The sequence below is a fragment of the Bacillus sp. KICET-1 genome (genome assembly GCF_027721405.1).
Lineage (GTDB): Bacteria > Bacillota > Bacilli > Bacillales > Bacillaceae > Bacillus > Bacillus velezensis.
Map to the genome: position 1 here is coordinate 710,001 of NZ_CP113515.1, position 2,500 is coordinate 712,500.

Genomic DNA, 2,500 nt, shown 5'->3' on the forward strand with positions numbered 1-2,500 from the left:
ACTCTTACCTTGAGGCTAGCCCTAAAGCTATTTCGGAGAGAACCAGCTATCTCCAGGTTCGATTGGCATTTCACCCCTACCCACACCTCATCCCCGCACTTTTCAACGTGCGTGGGTTCGGGCCTCCATTCAGTGTTACCTGAACTTCACCCTGGACATGGGTAGATCACCTGGTTTCGGGTCTACGACCACGTACTCAATTCGCCCTATTCAGACTCGCTTTCGCTGCGGCTCCGCATCTTCTGCTTAACCTTGCACGGGATCGTAACTCGCCGGTTCATTCTACAAAAGGCACGCCATCACCCGTTAACGGGCTCTGACTACTTGTAGGCACACGGTTTCAGGATCTCTTTCACTCCCCTTCCGGGGTGCTTTTCACCTTTCCCTCACGGTACTGGTTCACTATCGGTCACTAGGGAGTATTTAGCCTTGGGAGATGGTCCTCCCGGATTCCGACGGAATTTCACGTGTTCCGCCGTACTCAGGATCCACTCAGGAGAGAACGAAGTTTTGACTACAGGGCTGTTACCTCCTATGGCGGGCCTTTCCAGACCTCTTCATCTACCTCGTTCCTTTGTAACTCCGTACAGAGTGTCCTACAACCCCAAGAGGCAAGCCTCTTGGTTTGGGCTGGTCCCGTTTCGCTCGCCGCTACTCAGGGAATCGCATTTGCTTTCTCTTCCTCCGGGTACTTAGATGTTTCAGTTCCCCGGGTCTGCCTTCTCATATCCTATGTATTCAGATATGGATACCACTCCATTACGAGTGGTGGGTTTCCCCATTCGGAAATCTCCGGATCAAAGCTTGCTTACAGCTCCCCGAAGCATATCGGTGTTCGTCCCGTCCTTCATCGGCTCCTAGTGCCAAGGCATCCACCGTGCGCCCTTTCTAACTTAACCGTTAAAAAGAATCACTACGTGATATCTTGCATTACTAATTGAATGTGAATTACTTCTGTTATCTAGTTTTCAAAGAACAACATCTCGAAGAATCGAATGATCCTTCAAAACTAAACAAGACAGGGAACGTCTGTTTATAAGACCCAAGGTCTTATATTCCGTTAAAATCCTTAGAAAGGAGGTGATCCAGCCGCACCTTCCGATACGGCTACCTTGTTACGACTTCACCCCAATCATCTGTCCCACCTTCGGCGGCTGGCTCCTAAAAGGTTACCTCACCGACTTCGGGTGTTACAAACTCTCGTGGTGTGACGGGCGGTGTGTACAAGGCCCGGGAACGTATTCACCGCGGCATGCTGATCCGCGATTACTAGCGATTCCAGCTTCACGCAGTCGAGTTGCAGACTGCGATCCGAACTGAGAACAGATTTGTGGGATTGGCTTAACCTCGCGGTTTCGCTGCCCTTTGTTCTGTCCATTGTAGCACGTGTGTAGCCCAGGTCATAAGGGGCATGATGATTTGACGTCATCCCCACCTTCCTCCGGTTTGTCACCGGCAGTCACCTTAGAGTGCCCAACTGAATGCTGGCAACTAAGATCAAGGGTTGCGCTCGTTGCGGGACTTAACCCAACATCTCACGACACGAGCTGACGACAACCATGCACCACCTGTCACTCTGCCCCCGAAGGGGACGTCCTATCTCTAGGATTGTCAGAGGATGTCAAGACCTGGTAAGGTTCTTCGCGTTGCTTCGAATTAAACCACATGCTCCACCGCTTGTGCGGGCCCCCGTCAATTCCTTTGAGTTTCAGTCTTGCGACCGTACTCCCCAGGCGGAGTGCTTAATGCGTTAGCTGCAGCACTAAGGGGCGGAAACCCCCTAACACTTAGCACTCATCGTTTACGGCGTGGACTACCAGGGTATCTAATCCTGTTCGCTCCCCACGCTTTCGCTCCTCAGCGTCAGTTACAGACCAGAGAGTCGCCTTCGCCACTGGTGTTCCTCCACATCTCTACGCATTTCACCGCTACACGTGGAATTCCACTCTCCTCTTCTGCACTCAAGTTCCCCAGTTTCCAATGACCCTCCCCGGTTGAGCCGGGGGCTTTCACATCAGACTTAAGAAACCGCCTGCGAGCCCTTTACGCCCAATAATTCCGGACAACGCTTGCCACCTACGTATTACCGCGGCTGCTGGCACGTAGTTAGCCGTGGCTTTCTGGTTAGGTACCGTCAAGGTGCCGCCCTATTTGAACGGTACTTGTTCTTCCCTAACAACAGAGCTTTACGATCCGAAAACCTTCATCACTCACGCGGCGTTGCTCCGTCAGACTTTCGTCCATTGCGGAAGATTCCCTACTGCTGCCTCCCGTAGGAGTCTGGGCCGTGTCTCAGTCCCAGTGTGGCCGATCACCCTCTCAGGTCGGCTACGCATCGTTGCCTTGGTGAGCCGTTACCTCACCAACTAGCTAATGCGCCGCGGGTCCATCTGTAAGTGGTAGCCGAAGCCACCTTTTATGTCTGAACCATGCGGTTCAAACAACCATCCGGTATTAGCCCCGGTTTCCCGGAGTTATCCCAGTCTTACAGGCAGGTTAC

2 rRNA genes (both only partly in view) are annotated in these 2,500 nt (G+C 52.6%); both read right to left on the bottom strand.

What is annotated here, in order from left to right:
• Positions 1-899 (bottom strand): 23S ribosomal RNA (locus OVA33_RS03515) (it extends 2,031 nt beyond the left edge of the window).
• 174 nt (positions 900-1,073) lie between these two features.
• A 16S ribosomal RNA gene (locus OVA33_RS03520) occupies positions 1,074-2,500 on the bottom strand; it runs 123 nt beyond the window's last position.
• Together the 16S and 23S rRNA genes form the textbook arrangement of a ribosomal RNA operon.